At 65.9% G+C, this 18,235-nt stretch carries 14 protein-coding genes and 1 pseudogene; 10 read left to right on the top strand and 5 right to left on the bottom strand.

Annotated features, from left to right (window positions below):
• Positions 1-10: 10 nt before the first annotated feature.
• From ACOOF5_RS10335 to ACOOF5_RS10325, 3 genes are all read right to left on the bottom strand, one after another.
• Positions 11-541 carry a hypothetical protein gene (locus ACOOF5_RS10335; RefSeq protein WP_420438820.1) on the bottom strand — a complete coding sequence of 177 codons (531 nt, stop codon included), beginning with the start codon at positions 539-541 and terminating at the stop codon, positions 11-13.
• A gap of 62 nt (positions 542-603) precedes the next feature.
• The gene (gene cimA, locus ACOOF5_RS10330; protein WP_420438818.1) at positions 604-2,274 is read right to left on the bottom strand and encodes a citramalate synthase; all 1,671 of its coding nucleotides are present in this window, start codon (positions 2,272-2,274) and stop codon (positions 604-606) included.
• Between the two features lie 7 nt (positions 2,275-2,281).
• A complete protein-coding gene (locus tag ACOOF5_RS10325) occupies positions 2,282-3,280 on the bottom strand; it encodes a 3-isopropylmalate dehydrogenase (protein WP_420438816.1) in 999 nt (332 codons plus the stop codon).
• A 130-nt stretch (positions 3,281-3,410) separates the two neighbouring features.
• Between ACOOF5_RS10325 and ACOOF5_RS10320 the strand changes: the two genes are divergently transcribed.
• The 3 genes from ACOOF5_RS10320 to leuD all read left to right on the top strand — a co-directional run bounded on the left by ACOOF5_RS10320 (position 3,411) and on the right by leuD (position 6,017).
• Positions 3,411-3,878, top strand: coding sequence for a GreA/GreB family elongation factor (locus ACOOF5_RS10320; RefSeq protein WP_420438814.1), 468 nt, complete (start codon positions 3,411-3,413; stop codon positions 3,876-3,878).
• A 75-nt stretch (positions 3,879-3,953) separates the two neighbouring features.
• A complete protein-coding gene (leuC, locus tag ACOOF5_RS10315) occupies positions 3,954-5,405 on the top strand; it encodes a 3-isopropylmalate dehydratase large subunit (protein ID WP_420440947.1) in 1,452 nt (483 codons plus the stop codon).
• Between the two features lie 21 nt (positions 5,406-5,426).
• Positions 5,427-6,017 carry a 3-isopropylmalate dehydratase small subunit gene (gene leuD, locus ACOOF5_RS10310; RefSeq protein ID WP_420438812.1) on the top strand — a complete coding sequence of 197 codons (591 nt, stop codon included), beginning with the start codon at positions 5,427-5,429 and terminating at the stop codon, positions 6,015-6,017.
• A gap of 42 nt (positions 6,018-6,059) precedes the next feature.
• Here the strand turns inward: leuD and ACOOF5_RS10305 are convergent, their stop codons facing one another.
• Together ACOOF5_RS10305 and ACOOF5_RS10300 are read right to left on the bottom strand one after the other, a co-directional pair.
• Positions 6,060-6,818, bottom strand: a complete 759-nt coding sequence (locus tag ACOOF5_RS10305; protein WP_420438810.1) for a glutamine amidotransferase-related protein — start codon at positions 6,816-6,818, stop codon at positions 6,060-6,062.
• 7 nt (positions 6,819-6,825) lie between these two features.
• Complete coding sequence (locus tag ACOOF5_RS10300) at positions 6,826-7,938, bottom strand: LLM class flavin-dependent oxidoreductase (RefSeq protein WP_420438808.1); 1,113 nt, start codon at positions 7,936-7,938, stop codon at positions 6,826-6,828.
• Positions 7,939-8,105: 167 nt separating this feature from the next.
• Between ACOOF5_RS10300 and ACOOF5_RS10295 the strand changes: the two genes are divergently transcribed.
• From ACOOF5_RS10295 to ACOOF5_RS10265, 7 genes and pseudogenes are all read left to right on the top strand, one after another.
• Entirely contained in the window at positions 8,106-9,845 is a 1,740-nt protein-coding gene (locus ACOOF5_RS10295) for an ABC transporter substrate-binding protein (RefSeq protein ID WP_420438806.1), read from the top strand.
• 58 nt (positions 9,846-9,903) lie between these two features.
• Entirely contained in the window at positions 9,904-10,887 is a 984-nt protein-coding gene (locus tag ACOOF5_RS10290; protein WP_420438804.1) for an ABC transporter permease, read from the top strand.
• An 82-nt stretch (positions 10,888-10,969) separates the two neighbouring features.
• Positions 10,970-11,827, top strand: coding sequence for an ABC transporter permease (locus tag ACOOF5_RS10285; protein ID WP_420440945.1), 858 nt, complete (start codon positions 10,970-10,972; stop codon positions 11,825-11,827).
• Between the two features lie 3 nt (positions 11,828-11,830).
• Positions 11,831-13,683, top strand: a pseudogene (locus ACOOF5_RS10280) (dipeptide ABC transporter ATP-binding protein).
• A gap of 151 nt (positions 13,684-13,834) precedes the next feature.
• A complete protein-coding gene (locus ACOOF5_RS10275; RefSeq protein ID WP_420438802.1) occupies positions 13,835-15,538 on the top strand; it encodes an amidohydrolase in 1,704 nt (567 codons plus the stop codon).
• 42 nt (positions 15,539-15,580) lie between these two features.
• Positions 15,581-16,570, top strand: a complete 990-nt coding sequence (locus ACOOF5_RS10270) for a CobW family GTP-binding protein (protein WP_420438800.1) — start codon at positions 15,581-15,583, stop codon at positions 16,568-16,570.
• Positions 16,571-16,901: 331 nt separating this feature from the next.
• Positions 16,902-18,224, top strand: a complete 1,323-nt coding sequence (locus tag ACOOF5_RS10265; protein ID WP_420438798.1) for an amidohydrolase family protein — start codon at positions 16,902-16,904, stop codon at positions 18,222-18,224.
• Positions 18,225-18,235: the final 11 nt, after the last annotated feature.

The raw sequence follows: 18,235 nt of genomic DNA, 5'->3' as shown, positions 1-18,235 counted from the left end.
AACCCTGCGCTCAACCCTGCGGATCTCGCGTCAAGCTAAGTGGATCTGTCTCGTAGCGACGTCGTGACTCCGCTGGCGTCAGCGCAAGCACGTCTGCGGGCACACAGGCGACAAGCTCGCGCACGTGGTTGTAGTGATGTGCATCTGCAGCACCCTCGAAGAGCTCTTCACGGCGCGTCAGCAGCTCCGCGGGAGGTTGCTGGTCGAGGAACCCGAAGGCCAAGTATCCCGCTTCGAGGTCCCACACCACTGGTGCACGGCCGAAGATGGAGGCGCGCTTGAGCGCCACTGCGACACAGCCGGCGTCGACGTCGCGTCGATCCTCGCCCGAAGCGAGGTACACCCGATCGTCGAAGAGGTGGACCAGGCCGAATGCGTATCCCTGGTCGGGACCTTGATGGCCTCGCGACGCCCCCGTGGGCTGGCCAGCGGCTAGGTCGCCTGGGCGTGCAGCGTTCCAGTGCCGGGGGGTCACTTCCGGCGAGCTGTACGAACGGACTTCCGCGAGGGGTTCGACCCGGACGTGGCGTGGCGCAGCCATTGCCGCGCAGTCTAGGAAGTGCCGGCTGCGGCGACCGCGTGGGTCACCTGCTGTCGGGTCGCTCAGCCGTTCGCCGCCTCGTCGAGACGGTGGCGCATGAGGGCGTAGATGATCGAGTCGCGCAGAGCCAGCCACGAAGCCTCGATGATGTTCTCCGAGACGCCGATGGTGGTCCACGTCGTCTCACCGTCGGTCGAATCGATGAGCACTCGCGTCACCGCTTCGGTGCCTCGATCGGCGTCGAGGACCCGCACCTTGTAGTCGGTCAGGCGCACCGAGTCGAGATCGGGGTAATCGTTTCGCACCGCTTGGCGGAAGGCGTTGTCGAGCGCGTTGACCGGGCCGTCGCCCTCGCCGACGGTGACCCGACGCTCTCCGCCCACCACGATGCGCAGCGTTGCCTCGGTGTCGAATTCGGCCTCGCGGCCCCGCTCGACGAGCACCTTGAACGACTCCACCCTGAAAAAGTCGAACGTCTGGCCCGCAGCGCGGCGCAGCAGCATTTCCAACGAGGCGTCGGCGACCTCGAAGTGATAGCCGGCGTGCTCGAGTCGCTTGAGCTCGTCGACGACGTCGGACATCGCAGCCTTGTCGATCTCGATGCCGAGCTCGGCAGCCTTCAGCTCCACCGACGCTCTGCCCGACAGGTCCCCGAGCAGAAACCTCGTGCTGTTCCCGACGGCTTCGGGGTCGATGTGCTCGTAGCTGTCGGGGCGGCGAGCAATGGCGCTCGTGTGCAGACCCGCCTTGTGGGCGAATGCCGATGCCCCGACGTAGGGCTGCTGATGCTGGGGCGGCATGTTCACCAGTTCGGCCACGTGATGCGCGACCGAGGTGAAGCGGGTCAGGCACTCGCGCGGCACGGTCTCGATGCCCATCTTGAGCGTGAGATTCGGCACGAGCACGGTGTTGTCGCAATTGCCGGTGCGCTCGCCGTATCCGTTCACCGTTCCCTGCACGTGCGTCGCACCGGCGACCACACCTGCCACTGCGTTCGCCACGGCGCAGCCGGTGTCATTCTGGGTGTGCATGCCGATCTGGACGCCGTCGAAGTGCGCCACCACGTCGCGCACGATGGCCTCGACCTCGTGGGGCAGCGAGCCCCCGTTGGTGTCGCACAGCACCAGGCAGTCGGCACCCTTCACCGCCGCTGCCTCGAGCACCGACAGCGCGAACTCAGGATTGCGCTTGTAGCCGTCGAAGAAGTGCTCCGCGTCGAAGAAGACCCGCAGCCCCTCCCCCTTGAGGAACTCAACCGAGTCGCCGACCATCGCGATGCCCTCGCTGAGCGGCTGCCGGAGCGCTTCGGTGACGTGGTAGTCCCACGACTTGCCGACGATGCACACCGTTGATGTGCCAGCGGCCACGAGCGAAGCCAGCGTCTGGTCATCGTCGACACGCCCACGGGGCCGGCGCGTCGAGCCGAACGCAACCAGGGTCGCATGCGCCAGCTCGAGTTCGGTGGTCGCCCGGGCGAAGAATGCCTCGTCCTTGGGATTGGAACCCGGCCAACCCCCCTCGATCCAGTGGATGCCTAGTGCGTCGAGCTGGCGGGCCACCTTCAGCTTGTCGTCTGGAGAAACCGAGATGCCCTCGAACTGGACACCGTCGCGCAGCGTCGTGTCGAAGATCTCCACGTGGCTGGGCCAAGAAGGATCGCGTGAGCCCACGCGCACGAGCGGCGGGGCCGAGCCAAATTCGGGACTTGCAGCCCCGCTGTCAGTGGAACTCATGACGAGATCACCCCTCAGAGACCCCGTCGAGGATCGCCTTGGCGATCTCGTCGGTGCCTACATCGGGCACGGCGTCATCGGCGATCACGGCGTCGCACGCACGCCGAACACGCTCCGCGCATTCGGCCTCGCCCAAGAATTCCAGCATGAGCACTGCGGACAGGACCGCAGCGGTCGGGTTGGCGAGACCCTTGCCGGCGATGTCGGGCGCCGAACCGTGGACGGGCTCGAACAGCGACGGACCCGTGCGGTCCGGGTTGAGGTTTGCTGAGGCGGCGAGCCCGATGCCGCCGGCTACAGCGCCGCCGAGATCGGTGAGGATGTCTCCGAACAGGTTGTCGGTGACGATCACCTCGTAGCGGTGCGGATCCTCCACGAAGTGAATGCAGGCTGCGTCGACATGGTTGTACGCGGTCTCGACGTCGGGATACTCGGCGGCGACCTCGTTGAACGTGCGCTCCCACAGGTCGCCTGAGAACGTCAGCACGTTGGTCTTGTGAACCAGCGTCAGGTGACGGTGTTCCCGGTCGCGGGCCAACTCGAATCCGTAGCGGATGGCTCGCTCGGCGCCCATACGTGTGTTGACCGAGCCTTGGGTCGCGATCTCGTGCGGCGTGCCCTTGCGCAGGAAGCCGCCCTCGCCCGCATAGGCGCCCTCGGTGTTCTCGCGGATCACCGTGAAGCTATGGCCGTCAGGAAGGGTGAATGGGCGCAGGTTCACGTACAGGTCCAGCTCAAACCGGGCCTTCAAGAGCAGCCCGCGCTCGATGACTCCGGGCGGCACATCAGGCGTGCCCACGGCGCCGAGCAGGATGGCGTCGAACGTGCGCAGCTCATCGAGGGTTGCGTCGTCGAGCACGGTGCCGTCGCGCAGGTAGCGGTGCCCGCCCAGCTCGAATTCGGTCGTCGAGATGCTGGCTCCGGCGGCGGCAATCACATCGAGTGCCACCGAGATGACCTCGGGTCCGATTCCGTCTCCGCCGATGACTGCGATGCGATGGGTCACTGTGGTGTCCTTTGCCGGATCGTGCTGGCACGGGATGCCCTCGACGCCACTGCGCTGACCTGTGTTCAGATCAGCGAGACGCGATTGCGGGAGTGAGTGTGCCAACAGAAGCCCTCGGTAACCTCGCGCAGTGCCCGAGATCCAACACATCTCAGCGGAGACCCGCGATCGGCTCCAGGCCGAGCTCACCGATTTGACCGGTCGAGGGCGCATCGACATCGCTGCCCAGATCGAGACAGCGCGGCTGCTTGGAGACCTGTCAGAGAACGGCGACTACCACGCCGCCAAGGAAGAGCAGGGAAAGATGGAGGGCCGCATCATGCGGCTGAAGTCCATCCTGGAGAACTGCGAGATCGTTGAGGAGTTCGACGACAGCACGGTGTCGCCGGGTGTCGTGGTGTCCATTCGATTCGAGGGGGATGACGGAGTCGAGCAGTACTTGTTCGGCTCGATCGAGGAACGGCGCACGGGTATCGAAGTCGTGTCGCCGGGTTCGCCCATGGGCCGGGCCCTCGACGGCGCCCGGGCGGGTCAGACGGTTACCTACGAGGCCAACGGCAACGAGTTGAGCATCGAAATCGTCGCCATCGAGGCGTGAGAGGCCGCGGTCTGCCCGCTGCCATTTCTGCGGTCGCGTTGGAATGACGGGCACACAAGGTCCATAGTGAAGGCCGTGACAGACAACAAGACGTCGGCCGACAGGCCGAGCAACGACGCAGCGGCAGGGCCGCGAACCCTCAGCGAAAAAGTCTGGGACAACCACATCGTTCGCGCCGGCGGCGGCCAGCCCGACCTCCTCTACATCGACTTGCACCTCGTCCACGAGGTCACCTCGCCGCAGGCCTTCGACGGCCTGCGCCTGTCGGGGCGCACTGTGCGGCGCCCCGATCTGACCGTGGCGACCGAGGATCACAACGTCCCCACCGCCGATCTGCATTTGCCCATCGCCGACCCGATCTCGGCCAAGCAGGTACAGGTGCTTCGAGCCAACTGCGACGAGTTCGACATCACGCTGTACCCGATGGGCGATCCCGGCCAGGGCATCGTGCACGTGATCGGCCCCGAGCAGGGCCTCACCCTGCCTGGCATGACGGTGGTGTGCGGCGATAGTCACACCTCCACGCACGGTGCGTTCGGCGCGCTCGCATTCGGCATCGGCACCTCCGAGGTGGAGCATGTGCTGGCCAGCCAGACGCTGCCGCAGACCCGACCTGCGACGATGGAGGTCCGCGTCGACGGCGATGCGCCGGCGGGCGTTACTGCGAAGGACATCGTGCTCGCGATCATCGGCCGGATCGGCACCGGCGGGGGCATCGGCCACATCATCGAATACCGAGGGTCCGCGATACGGGCTCTGTCGATGGAAGGACGCATGACCGTCTGCAACATGTCCATCGAGGCGGGCGCCAAGGCCGGCATGGTGGCGCCCGACGAGACCACCTTCGAGTACCTCGCTGGCAGACGGCGCGCGCCGAGCGGTGAGGACTGGGACGCAGCCGTTGCCGACTGGCAGTCGCTCGTCACCGATGACGGCGCAACCTTCGACCGGTCGGTCACCATCGAAGCCGCGTCGCTGCGCCCACACGTGACCTGGGGCACCAACCCGGCCCACGTCATTCCGATCGACGGCGCAGTTCCAGCGCCGAGCGACTTCGAGGACCCGGTCGAGGCGACTACTGCTCAACGGGCGCTCGAGTACATGGGATTGTCTGCAGGCACACGGCTCGCTGACGTCAAAGTCGACACTGTCTTCATCGGCAGCTGCACCAATTCGCGCATCGAGGACCTGCGCGCAGCAGCGGCGGTGGCCCGCGGACGCAAGGTCGCGGACGGGGTTCGCACGCTGGTCGTACCGGGTTCTTTCGCCGTCAAGGTGCAGGCTGAGGCAGAAGGACTGGATGCAGTGTTCGTCGAGGCCGGCTTCGACTGGCGTGAGCCGGGCTGCTCGATGTGCCTGGCGATGAACCCCGACAAGCTCTCCGCCGGGGAGCGCTCAGCGTCGACCTCGAACCGCAACTTCGAAGGCCGCCAGGGCCGGGGCGGGCGGACGCACTTGTGCTCGCCAGAGGTGGCAGCAGCGACAGCCATCGCCGGGCGCTTCGTCACGCCCGACGACCTCGGCTGAGCGAGAGAAGGGAAGCAGCCGATGGAGCCAGTACGTGTGCACGAGGGCCGTGCAGTGCCCCTCGACCGCTCCGACGTGGACACCGACCAGATCATCCCCAGCGACTGGCTCAAGCGCGTCGAGCGCACGGGCTTCGGCAAGGGCCTGTTCAGCGAGTGGCGCGACGAGCGCGATTTCGTGCTGAACGACGAGCGCTTCGCGGGCGCCACGGTCTTGGTTGCGGGATCCAACTTCGGCACCGGGTCCTCACGCGAACACGCCGTTTGGGCGCTCATGGACTACGGCTTCGTGGCGGTGGTCTCGCCCCGATTCGGGGACATCTTCCGCAACAACTCCACCAAGAACGGCTTGGTGCCGGTGCAGGTGTCCGAAGAGGCAGCTGCTCGTCTGCGAGCCGCCGTGGATGCCGACCCGGATCTGATCGTGACCGTCGACGTGGAACGCCGCCTGCTCAGCGCACCGGCTGCTGGCATCGAAGAGCCCTTTCCGATGGACGACGCCACCCAGGAACGCTTTCTCGAGGGTCTCGACGACATCGGTATCACGATGCGCAGCGCGAGCGAGATCGACGGCTACGAGACAACCCGCCCCGATTGGATGCCCGCGACCTAGCCCCGATCGGGGGTGGGTCTCAGCCCGCTCGATCCGGCAGCCTCAATCTGAGCCGGCGAAGAAGCGGAGCATCCATCCAGCGACGAGTTCTTGGTTGCACGGCGTGGCCAGGCTGGCCTTGGCTTGCGCAACAGCTTCCTCGCCGAGAAGCGCCGTGCGGCTCTCGTACAGCGGGGCGACGAAGGAGGGCTGGAACTCTGGGTGGCCCTGCAAGCCGACGAGGTGTTCCCCCACCGCCATCATGGCGATCGGGCAGCGATCCGCACCGGCCAGCACGACACCGCCCGGAGGCAACGACCGCACCTGGTCCTGGTGGCTGTGGATGAGACTGATCTCGTCGGACGGCGGATCCATCCAGGGGCGGCGCTCGTGGAGTTTCCAGACATGTGCACCGACCGTCCATCCGTGCTGTGCCCGCTGCACCGTGCCGCCGAGTGCGTGGGCGATCATCTGGTGCCCAAAGCAGATGCCGAACATCTTGCGACGCTCGGCGTGCAGCCGGCGCACGAAGTCGGCGAACTGGTTGATCCAGGACTCGTCGTCGTAGACCGAGGCCCGGGTTCCGGTGGTCATCCAGCCGTCGAAGGCGTCGAGGTCGCTTGGCCATTCGCCGTCGGGGAGGCTGAAGGTGTCCATCTGGACGCTCGGGTCGACTCGGGCGATCACGTCGGCGAACATGTCCGAATAGGTGCCGCAGATGGACTGCAGTTCCGGCACTGGGTCGTCGCAGCGAAGCAGGCCCAGGCGCAGCGGCCGATGCCCGTCCGACGCGCTGAGTCTTTCTCGCGATTTCGGTCGCATGCTCAGCTCAGCGGAACGACGAGACCAGGGCGTCGTGCGAGCCGTGTGCGAGCGGTTCGAGCAGCCCGCGTTCGCGCAGAATCGGCATGACGCCCTCGCCGAACCAGTACGCCTCTTCGAGGTGGGGGTAACCGGACAGGATGAACTCGTCGAATCCCAGCTTGTGGTATTCGGCTATGCGATCGGCGATTTCGCTGTAGCTGCCGACCAGCGCAGTGCCGGCGCCACCGCGGACGAGACCGATGCCGGACCACACATTGGGATGTATCTCGAGGCGTCCGGTGCCTTCGGCATGCAACTGAGCCATGCGGCGCTGACCCTCCGACATCGTCGTCGCGAAGTCGGCCTGGGCGGCGGCGATCGCCTCGGGGCTCATGTGCGCCAACATGTCGTCTGCCACGGCCCAAGCGTCGGCCGCCTCGGGCCGGGTGATGACGTGGAAACGGATGCCGAAGCGCAGTGTGCGGCCGTGATCGGCGGCCCGCGCCCGCATACGTTCCAGCCGCTCAGTCACCATGTCGGGAGGCTCGCCCCATGCCAGGTACACGTCGACATGCTCTGCAGCGATGCTCTCGGCGGCTGGCGAGGCGCCGCCGAAGTAGATCGCCGGCTGCGGATCGGGCGCATCGCGGGTCGTGGCGGCAGCCACCTTGTAGAAGTCGCCTTCAAAGTCAAACGGCTCGCCCGACCATGCTTCCCGAACGATGCGCAGGAACTCGCCGGTCCGGGCGTAGCGGGTGTCCTTGTCGAGCCAGTCGCCGAAGCGGTTGAGCTCGCGGGGCTCGGCACCGGTCACGATGTTGATGAGCAGCCGACCGCCCGACAATCGCTGGTACGTCGAGGCCATCTGCGCTGCCAGCGTCGGCGACAGGAAGCCTGGTCGGAATGCAACAAGAAACTTGATGCGCTTCGTCACCGGCACGAGGGCGATCGTGGACAGCCAAGCGTCCTCGCACATCGTGCCGCAGGGCGTCAGCATCCCCTCGTAGCCGAGCTGGTCGCAGGCTGTCGCCACTTGTGTGAGGTAATCCATCGAGGGCGGTCGCCAATGGGCGCCGGGCTCGTCGGGCAGCACGTCACGTGAGTCACCGCCTGTGGGCAGGAACCAATGGATCTTCATCGGTGACGCACCTCACACCTGTTGCCTCCCCGCGGGAGGCCGCAGTTCAGGCGGTCCCCCGTTTGTCTGAGGGGCAGTTTGCGCTACCGTACCGCGACGCTCCGGGTGTCCTGCCCGAATTGAAGCCTGTTCATATGCGGGCGGGCGTATGTGAGAGGGAGCAACTCATGAAGAAGTGGCGAATGGTCGTCGCCGTGCTCGCCGTGTTCGCCTTGGTCGGCGCGGCGTGCGGAAGCGACGATGACGACGATGCAGCGCCTGCGACGACGTCGGCTGCGGACACAGGCACCGATGACGGCGACGACATGTCTGATGACGACATGGCCGACGACGACGGCGACGACATGTCTGACGACATGGCCGACGACGGCGACGGCATGTCAGATGACGGCGACATGGCCATGAGCGCCTGCAATGGCGGCGAGAACGTGGGCGGAACGCTCATCATCGGCAGCACGCAGGTGCCGCGCCACCTCAACGGCACCGTGCAGTCGGGCTATGCGACCGCCGTGCCCGGCACGCAGCTCAATGCGAGCCCGCTGCTGTACGACGACGAGTACAACCCGATGCCGTACCTCGCCCACAGCTGGGAGATCTCAGATGACGGCTTGACGGTGACGCTGCATCTCGTGGAGGACGCCGTCTTCCACGACGGCATGCCGATCACGTCGGCTGACGTGGCGTTCTCGATCCTCACCGCGCAGGCACACCACCCCTTCAAGCCGATGTTCGCACCCGTCACAGGCGTGGACACGCCTGATGCGCACACCGCGGTGATCAACCTGAGCCAGCCGCATCCGGCGATCCTGCTGGCGATGTCGCCCGGCCTGCTCCCGGTCATCCCCAAGCACATCTTCGACGACGGCCAGGACTTGCCGACCCACCCGCGCAACACCGAGAACTTCATCGGCTCGGGACCGTTCCGGCTCGTCGAGTACGAGGCCGGCTCCATCATCCGCATGGCGCGCTTCGACGATTTCTTCATCGACGGCGCGCCCTGTCTCGACGAGATCGTGATGGAGATCATCCCCGATGCCACCAACATCGTCCTCGGACTCGAGAACGGAACGACGGACCTGTCGGTCACGCTCGGTCCGGCAGCCAACGTTCTGCGTCTGATGGACAACCCGGACGTGATCGTGAGCGCCGACGGGCATGAGGCCATCGGGCAGATCCAGTGGCTGGAGATGAACGTGGCCGACCCGGCGCTGTCGGACAAGCGGGTGCGCCAGGCAATCGCGTACGGAATCGACCGCGACTTCATGATCGACGCGCTCGACCAAGGTCTGACGATCCCCGCCACGTCGGGCATCGTGACGGCCAGCCCGTTCCACGACTCCACCGTCAACCCCTACGACCGCGACGTCGACCGGGCGAAGGCACTGCTTGCCGACGCCGGTTACGCCGAGGGCGAGCTCAGCCTCACCATCGACTACATCCCGCCCACACAGGTGGTGTACGCGGAGTACGTCGTGCAGGCGCTCGAGGACATCGGCATCAACGTGGAGCTGAGCGTCTCGCCCGATTTCCCGACATGGGCCGGCCGTGTCGCGAGCGGCGAGTATCAGATGACCATCAACAACGTCTGGAACTGGGGCGACCCCGTCATCGGCGTACACCGCACGTATCTCAGCGACAACCGGGTCGGTGCCATCTGGACGAACAACACCGGGTATTCCAACGCTGACGTCGACCGGATCCTGACCGAGGCCGGACAGGAGCTCGACCCTGCTCGCCGCGCCGAGCTGTATGCCGAGTTCCAGCAGATCGTCGCGGAGGACGTGCCGATCTACTTCTTGACCACTCCTCAGTTCTGGCAGGCCCACAACCCGCGTGTTCAGCACCCGCCCACCGACAACATCTGGGGGATGATGTCGCCGATGCATGAGGTCTGGCTCAGCCAATAGACCGCACACGACGAGCACGCACCCCGGCTCAGCAACGTGCTGAAGTCCCGGTGAGGTCATGCTGAGATCCATCGCTGCCAGGATCGCCCAGGCTGTGGGGCTGATCCTGGCAGTGATGTGTCTCAACTTCCTGCTGATTCACCTCACGCCCGGCGACCCGGCCACGGTGATCGTGGGCGAGAGCGGCGCAGGAGACCCCGAGCTGCTCGACGAAATCCGGGCGCAGTACGGGCTGGATCGCCCGTTCGTGGTGCAGCTTGCGTCGTACATCGGCCGCGTTGCCACGGGCGACCTCGGCCAGTCCTACTTCTTCAACCAGTCTGTTTCCTCGCTGATCGCGGGACGCCTGTGGCCCACCGTGCTGCTGGTCGGAACAGCGCTGGCATTTGCAGTGACGGCAGGAACGATGGTCGGTGTGGCGACCGCGCGCCGGCCCGAGAGCCCGCTCAGCCACGGTGCCACCGTGCTGGCGCTGGTGGGTTTCTCGATGCCGGTGTTCTGGACCGGCATCATGCTGGTGATCCTGTTCGCATCCACGTGGAAGCTGCTGCCAGTGCAGGGCTGGCACGACGTGAGCTATGCGTCGGGCTGGTTCGGCAACGCCATCGATGTGGCCGAGCATCTGGTGCTGCCTGCCCTCACGCTCGGACTCATCTACTTGGCCCAATACAGCCGTTTGTCTCGGGCGTCCATGCTCGAAGTGCTTGAGTCCGACTATGTGCGCACAGCGCGAGCGAAGGGGCTGGGCGAGCGCCGAGTGGTGTACAAGCATGCGCTGCGCAACGCCGTCATCCCCGTCGTGACCGTCGTGGGCCTGCAGTTTGGGGCGCTGCTGTCGGGGGCGCTTCTCGTCGAGACCGTCTTCAACTGGCCGGGTCTGGGGCGGCTGGCCTTCGACTCGATTCTGCGACGGGACACCTCGGTGCTGCTCGGCGTGCTGATGGTGTCCTCGGTGATGGTGATCGCAGCGAACCTGCTGACCGATCTGCTGTACACCGTGATCGACCCCCGCATCCGCGTGAGGGAACGCTCGAGTGTCTGAGCTCGGCCGCCTTGGGGACGTCTCGCCGGCCGCAGAGCGCACAGCGTCCGCCAAGCGCGACGGCGGCGACAGGTCTGAGCGAATGCGCGCAGACGCGGAGCGTCCTGGTCGAGAGACGCTTCGGCTGTTCGTTCGCAACAAGGCGGCAGTTGTCGGCGTGCTGATGCTGCTGGGCATCATCTTCATGACAGTCGCCGGGCCTCGGCTGTACGACCAGGACCCCAAGGACATCGTGGCGAGACCATTGATCGGCCCAGGCGAACTTCCCGAAGCTCAGCTGGGCACCGACTATCTGGGACGTGACGTGCTGGCCGGGGTCATCAACGGCGGCACGACCAGCCTGACGGTCGCTGCCATGGCGGCAGCGATGGTGCTCTTGATCGGCATCAGCATCGGAGCGCTGGCGGGCTACTACGGCGGATGGCTCGACAGTGCCCTCATGCGCTTCACGGAGTTCTTTCAGGTGCTGCCTGCGCTGCTGTTCGCGATGGTGGTGGTGGCGCTGTTCGAGCCGTCGATGTGGACGATCGCGTTCGCTATCGGCGTCGTGGCTTGGCCGGGCATCGCTCGAATCACCCGCGCGGAGTTCCTGCGGCTGAAGAATCTCGAGTTCGTGCGGGCCGCCCGAGCCTTGGGCGCCACCGACTGGCGCATCATTCGCAGGGTCGTCTTCCCGAACGCCTTGCCGCCGCTCATCGTGTCGGCCACCCTGATCATGGGCACAGCGATCCTGTTCGAAGCCGGGCTCGCGTTCTTGGGCCTCGGCGATCCCAACAACACAAGCTGGGGCTTGATGATCGGTCTGAACCGGGGCAACTTCCTGACCGCTTGGTGGTCGGTGACGTTTCCGGGGCTGGCGATCTTCTTCACGGTGCTGAGCTTCAGCCTGATCGGCGACGGCCTGCAGGACGCCTACAACCCCAAGCTGCGGGGACGCTGAGCTGTGAGCGCACCATCCGCCGCCACGCCGAACACCTCGGGGCCAAGGCTTCAGGTGCGGGGTCTGACGGTCGCATTCGACGACTTCGTCGCCGTCAACGACGTCTCGTTCGACCTGTACGACGGCGGGACGCTGGCGGTCGTGGGCGAGTCGGGTTCGGGGAAGTCGGTCACCGCGCTGTCCATCATGCGGCTCATCGAGATCGGCACCCGGGCACAGATCCGCAGCGGCGAGGTGATGTTCCGCCACGACGACGGGAACGTCGAAGACCTGCTGCAGTTGTCTGAACCCCAGATGCGCTCGATCCGAGGTGATCGCATCTCGATGATCTTCCAGGAGCCCTTGACGAGCCTGAACCCCGTCTACACCGTGGGCAGCCAGATCGGCGAGGCGCTGCGCCTGCACCGCGGGCTCAGCCGCAAGGAGGCTCGCAACCGCACGCTGGAAATGCTGAATCGTGTCCGGATTCCCGATGCCGCCCGCCGGATCGACCAGTACCCGCACGAGATGTCGGGTGGCATGCGTCAGCGGGTGATGATCGCCATGGCACTCGCATGCGACCCGGCGATCTTGATCGCGGATGAGCCCACCACGGCCCTCGACGTCACGATCCAAGCGCAAATCCTGGCGCTGATCGCCGAGATGCAGCGCGAGACCGGCGCCGCGGTGCTGATCATCACCCACGACATGGGCGTCGTGGCCGAGATCGCCGACGAGGTGGTGGTGATGCAGCAGTCGCGGCTGGTCGAGCGCGGCGACGTCTCGGACATCTTCGAACGGCCGCACGAGCCCTACACGCGATCACTGCTGGCGGCGGTGCCCAAGCTCGGCTCGATGGCTGGACGCGACGAACCGCAACGTTTCGAGCTCATCGATCCCGACTCGCTCGAAGCTCGACCCGGCGCTGGCTCGGCCAGCAACGGAGGCCCAGCGCTATGACCGAGCAGGTCTCGGGGACACCGATTGTGGAAGTGAGTTCGCTGACCAAGCACTTCGGGGCTTCTGGGGGTGCGCGCGTGCACGCGGTCGAACAGGTGAGCCTGCACATCGACCGGGGCGAGACCCTGGCAGTCGTCGGCGAGAGCGGCTGCGGCAAGTCGACGCTCGCGTACCTCATCATTCGCCTGCTCAACCCCACGAGCGGCACGATCCGGCTCGACGGCACCGACATCACCGACCTCGGGCCGAAGGCTCTGCGCCCGCATCGGCGCAAGGCCCAGATCGTCTTCCAGGATCCCTTCGCCAGCCTCGATCCCCGCCGCACCATTGGCAAGGCGATCGCTGAGCCGCTGGAGATTCACCGTGCAGCGCCGCGGCGCGAGATCAACGACGTCGTTGCCGACCTGTTGCGTCGCGTCGGCATGTCGCCCGACGACATGGCCCAGTACCCGCATCAGTTCTCCGGCGGGCAGCGTCAGCGGATCTGCATCGCCCGGGCACTGGCGCTGCGGCCCGAGCTGGTGATCGCTGACGAGGCCGTCTCGGCCCTCGATGTCTCCATCCAGGCGCAAGTCATCAACCTGATGATGGACCTGCAGTCAGAAATGGGGCTGTCGTACTTGTTCATCAGCCATGACCTGGCCGTCGTAGAGCGGATCGCCCACCGCGTCGGCGTGATGTACCTGGGCCAGATCGTCGAGCTCGGTTCCCGCCGACACATTTTCGAGAACCCCATGCACGCCTACACCCAGCGACTGCTCGACGCGGTACCGATCGCCGATCCCCGGCGACGGCGCACCGACCGCTCCGTCCAGACCGATGAGGTGCCCAGTCCCGTCTTCGAGGCCGGCACCGCACCCGAGCCCGTGAACTTGCTCGAAGTCGAACCAGGTCACTACGTAGCGCAAGCTACGTAGGTTCAACACAGTGTGGCGCAAGCCACGGAGGTCGAACCCAGCGTGGCGAAAGCCACGGAGGTCCAAACCAGCCTGGCGGAAGCCACAGACAGTTAACCCAGCCAGTTAACCCAGCCAGTTAACCCAGCGTCGCACAGGAGGCACACGACTGATGACGACAGCACACACCGGCCACACCAACGACGAAGAACCGTTCGTCATCTACCCGGCGCGACGTGTCATCACCGTCAACCCGGCGTTTCCCTTCGGGGAAGCCGTGGCCGTTGCCGGCGATCGGATCCTGGGGGTCGGCAGCGCCGACGAATTGGCGTCATGGGGCACGCACCGAGTCGATGATCGCTTCGCCGAGCACGTTCTGATGCCCGGGTTCGTCGAGGCCCATTGCCATGTGATGTCCGGAGGCCTGTGGAGCTCGACCTACGTCGGATATTTCGACCGTCGCGATCCGCAGGGACGGCTATGGCCAGGCTGCACGTCGATCGACGATGTGCTCGAACGGCTCGGCAAAGCCGCCGCCGAGCTGACCGACGAGTCCCAGACGCTGCTGGCGTGGGGACTCGACCCGATCTACTTCCCAGGCGAGCGGCTGGTGGCACGCCATCTCGACACCGTGACCGGCGCGAGGCCGACGCTCATATTGCATGCCAGCGGACACCTAGCCACGATCAACTCGGCGCTCATGGAGCGATGCGGCATCGACGAGACGGCGACCAGCCCAGGGGTGGCCCGAGGCGGCGACGGGCTGCCGAACGGTGAGCTGCACGAGCCCGCCGGCATGATGCTGGCCGGCGAGGCGTTCGTCGACATGATGAACGCCAACCGCACCGAACAGGCCCGCTGGCGCTATGCCAACGAAGCTCGCAATGCCGGGCACACACTGCTGACCGACTTGGGCACCACGCAGCTGTTCGACCCCGAGCAACTCGCCAATTGGAAGAAAGTCACCAGCGATCCCGAGTACCCGGCTCGCATCATGGTGGCGCTGTCCAACTTCTTCGGAGCGCCGGCCGACACCGATGAGCTGGCGGCGCTGGGAGCACGACTGAAGAACGAGCAGTCATCGAAACTGCGCTTCGGCATCGTCAAGCTGATCCTGGACGGTTCTATCCAGGGTTTCACGGCGAGGATCAGCTGGCCGCACTACTACAAGCCGCCGCCCGGGCACGTCGGCAACGGCCTGTGGCTGACGGCGCCCGACCAGATGGCCGATCTGCTGGAGCCGTACCACCGTGCGGGCCTGACGGTGCACTGCCATTGCAACGGCGACGAGGCGTCGGAAGTGTTCATCGACGCGGTCGAGCAGGTGCTCGAGCGCTACCCCCGTTGGGATCACCGCCACACCGTGCAGCACTGCCAGCTCACCACGCCCGACCAGTACCGCCGCATGGCGGCGCTGGGCATGAGCGCCAACATCTTCTCGAACCACATCTACTACTGGGGCGACCAGCACCGGGACGCAACCGTGGGGCCCGAGCGCGCCGCCCGCATGGATGCATGCGGGACCGCGTTGGCAAGTGGCGTCAGCTTCTCGATCCATTCGGACTCGCCCATCACGCCGCTCGGTCACCTGCACACGGCGTGGTGTGCCGTCAACCGGGTAACCGCGTCGGGCCAGGTGCTGGGCCCTGACGAGCGCATCGGGGTGCCCGACGCCTTGCGTGCCATCACGATCGAAGCGGCCCGGCAGATCAAGCTGGATTCCGAAATTGGCAGCATCGAAGCCGGCAAGTTGGCTGACTTCGCGGTGCTGGAAGACGACCCGTTGACCGTTGACCCGATGGCACTGCGTGACATCGGCGTATGGGGCACCGTGCTCGGCGGGGTGCCCCAACCGGCCCAGATCGGTGAGACATAGATTCCCCAAGGTGCCTGAACCGAGTTCTGCGGTGAGAACAACATGGTGAGCGAGCAACGGATCCCGGTGACCATCGTCGGGGGCTATCTGGGTGCCGGCAAGACCACGCTGGTGAACCATGTGCTGCGATCCTCGGATGAACGCATCGCGGTGATCGTCAACGACTTCGGCGAGATCTCCATCGACGAGGATCTCATCGTCGCGGCCGATGAAGACAAGCTGACACTCGCCAACGGCTGCATCTGCTGCAGCCTGGCCGATGGATTCGCTGCGGCGTTGAACACTGTCCGGTCTGCCGAGGTACCGCCCGACCGGTTGCTCATCGAGGCCAGCGGGGTTGCCGATCCTGCTCAGATCGCTGCGTACGGACACACGCCCGGTCTGCGGCTGGACGCAGTGGTGGTGCTGGCCGACGCGGAACAGATCCGACGCCAAGCCAACGACCGCTGGGTGGCCGACACCGTGCGGCAGCAGCTCGCTGCGGCCGACTTGCTCGTGGTCAACAAGGTCGACCTGCTCGACGATGCCGATGACTTGTGCGATTGGCTGGCGGAGCTCTCGGCCACTTCTGCCATTGTCCGCGCCAGTCGGGCTGCGGTGCCCATCGACGTGCTACTCGGCCCCAGATCGGCAGGTGATGCAGCCAGCACCCGTCAACGACCAGCGCTCGGCGCGGCCGCTGCGCCCGGATCGCCGACTGCAGAGGAATTCTTCGAATCGCAGACGGTCGTCCTCGACGCGCCAATCGCGATGCCCGTCATCGAGGCGTTGCTCGCCGATCTGCCTGACGGTGTCGCCCGGCTCAAGGGTTTGGTGCAGGCAGCGCCGCCCGTCAACGCAGGCGACGCGGGCGAAACTGAGACCGCCGACGCAACCGCGTACCTGATCGAAGCCGTCGGTAAGCGCACCTCAGTGGTGCCCCACGCAACGGATCCAAACCAGCCGCCACCCCAGTGGGCCGTCAGCCTCATCGCCCACAAGGGCGCCCTGCCCCTCAACTGGCTCGAGTCAGGTCTGCACCCACCTTTGTGAACCCTCCCGCTCACGAATGTGGACTGCACGGCGACGGCTGGATTGTCTGCGCAGACAATGTCAATAGGTGTTTTACCTCCTAGCTAGTAGTTGTTTCACCGCCCTTGAGCACTGGCCACTCAACCGCGCAGGCGCACCGTGGGTCGGCACACACGGTCTCGGGCTCGGAGGCGGAGCAGGGAATCGCCTTCGCTCGGAGACTTCTGGCGTGGGGGCTCAGGTCACCGGCTATTGCTGCGTGCCAGACTCATGGGCATTCGCATCATGGTGCCAGCGACGCAGCTGCGACCATGGCGACTTCTCCCCCGCGCCCCGTCCTGGAGTCACTGACATGGCGATCACTATTCCTGAACCTGATGTCAACAACGTGTGGCGGCTCGAGACGCCGGGCAATGACGGCTGGGTGCGCTCGGCCCGGCCCGACGCCGACGACAAGTTCTTCATGTGCTCGGCGGACGGCCACGTGCAAGAGCCGAGCACGTTCCTCTATGACCGCATCGATCCCGATTACCACGACCGGTTGCCGACCATCGCGGTGACCAAGGCCATGGACGTCCACGGCAAGAGGGCCAAGACTGCTGACACTGGCTCGGACAACGCCGGGGCGGCCAGCGATGCGGCGCAGGACCCGCAGTTCTTTCAGAAAGCGGAGGGCTTCCGGCCAGCCAAACTGAATTGGACGAAGCCATTTGAGGGACACGAAAAGCTGCGCAACCAGTCGGGGCGCGATCCGCAGTCACGGGTGCGCGACTTGGCCTTGGACGGCTGCGACGCCGAGGTCCTGTTCCCGAACAAGGGCCTCACCGTGTGGGCAACGCCCGATGCCGACTTCAGCCACGCGATGTGCAGGGCCTACAACGAGTGGGCGTGGGAGGAATTCGCCGACTACAACGACCGGCTTGCACCGATGGCCTGCATTGCGCCTGCCGCGCTGGACAAGGCGATCGCCGAGATCCAGCGTTGTGCGGCGCTGGGATTCAAGGGCCTGAGCCTGCCCGCCAAGCCGGTCTTCGGCCCGCCAGACGTCGACGACCTCAACTACAACCTGCGGGAGATGGAGCCCTTGTGGGACTGCATCGACGAGGTGGGCCTGCCGGTCACCTTCCATGTCTCGACAGGCCGCGACCCCCGCACCGCCCGCAGCCAGGGCGGGGCCGTCATCAACTATGCCGTGCATTCGCTTGCGCCCACGATGGAGCCCTTGGTCAATATCTGCGCGTCGGGCGTCGCCGAGCGGCACCCGGAGCTGCGCTTCGGCTCCATCGAGGCCGGGATCGGCTGGGTGCCCTGGATGCTGGGCGCCATGGACGAGGCCTACCTCAAGCACCACATGTGGGTGCGGCCCAAGCTCGACATGCTGCCCAGCGACTACTTCAAGCGCCAGGGCTTCGCGAGCTTCCAGGAAGACCCCGCCGGCCTCGATCTCGCCCGCGAGCACGGTCTCGTCGACAACTTCCTGTGGGCGAACGACTTCCCCCACCACGAAGGCTCGTGGCCGTATTCGGCTCAGGCCATCGAACGCACCATGAGCCATCTCGACGACGGTGAGCGGGCCAAGATCTTGGGCCTCAACTCGGCCCGCATCTTCGGCTTCGAGATCCCCGAGCGCTACCTGGGACACCCCGACGCCGCCGCCGTCGCCGCCCAGCGCTGAACGCCCCGTGC

This window comes from Candidatus Poriferisodalis sp. (assembly GCF_965214215.1).
GTDB lineage: Bacteria > Actinomycetota > Acidimicrobiia > Acidimicrobiales > Poriferisodalaceae > Poriferisodalis.
Note: the sequence above shows the minus strand (reverse complement) of the source record. Positions and strands in the feature narration are given on the sequence as shown.